A 665-nucleotide genomic window follows, 5' to 3' on the forward strand; every position below is an offset into this window, starting at 1 on the left:
GGCGACGCAAGGGTGCCAGCGCAGCTTTCGCGAAGGGGAGGCGCGGCTCGTCGGCACTGCTAGTGAGGTGGTCGAGGAGGCCGGTACGCTGGGGGGGTCCGACGACCGGGACGCGCAGTGGATCCGGTCGCTCGACGGACTCTCGGGCGATATGTCCCTGGTCTACGAGGCGCTACCGGCGATCGGCGCGTGCCGGCCGACAGTCCTCGCGGAAGTCGCGGGCCTCGCCGTCGACCGTGTGCGCGCCGCTTTGCCCCTACTCGAAATGGAGGGGCTCGTTCACCGTGAAGACGGCGGGTGGATACGTTCCGCGCCGCGATAGGGGCGCGCCCCAGCGGAGAACACCACCTCTTGGTGGCTGAGGCCGGACTACTTGCCTTCGGACGGTTCGGCTTCGGAACTGCTGTCGATGTACCAGGCCCGGTCCTCGCGGTGCCACTTGATGCCGCCGTCGTGGGCCTTGCGGAATTCTTTGAGAACGGCGCGGTCGATGGAGGTGTGACCGTTGTCGTTGACGTACACCCAGTCGGCACCGAACTTGGCTTCGATCGCGTCGACCATGTCTTCCTGGGTGACCTTGCCTTCGGCCGTGATGATGTCGATCATCCAGGTGGCGATATCGGTCGCGGTGGTGCTCATAGGTGCTGAGCCTAGTGCGTTCGGCC

1 protein-coding gene and 1 pseudogene are annotated in these 665 nt (G+C 66.3%); one reads left to right on the forward strand and one right to left on the reverse strand.

Features of this window, described 5'->3' with window-relative positions; translation table 11 throughout:
* Window positions 1–322: pseudogene (locus Q8814_RS26385) on the forward strand (DNA-processing protein DprA); the annotation flags it as partial.
* A 47-nt stretch (window positions 323–369) separates the two neighbouring features.
* On the opposite strand, the gene Q8814_RS26390 reads toward Q8814_RS26385, so the two are convergent.
* Window positions 370–639, reverse strand: a complete 270-nt coding sequence (locus Q8814_RS26390) for a DUF6953 family protein (RefSeq protein ID WP_330154858.1) — start codon at window positions 637–639, stop codon at window positions 370–372.
* Window positions 640–665 lie beyond the last annotated feature (26 nt).

Source organism: Rhodococcus chondri (assembly GCF_036327435.1).
Lineage (GTDB): Bacteria > Actinomycetota > Actinomycetes > Mycobacteriales > Mycobacteriaceae > Rhodococcus > Rhodococcus chondri.

Coding starts and splice junctions, on each gene's coding strand:
- Q8814_RS26390 (WP_330154858.1), bottom strand. CDS start 639: ATGAGCACCACCGCGACCGATATCGCCACCTGGATGATCGACATCATC.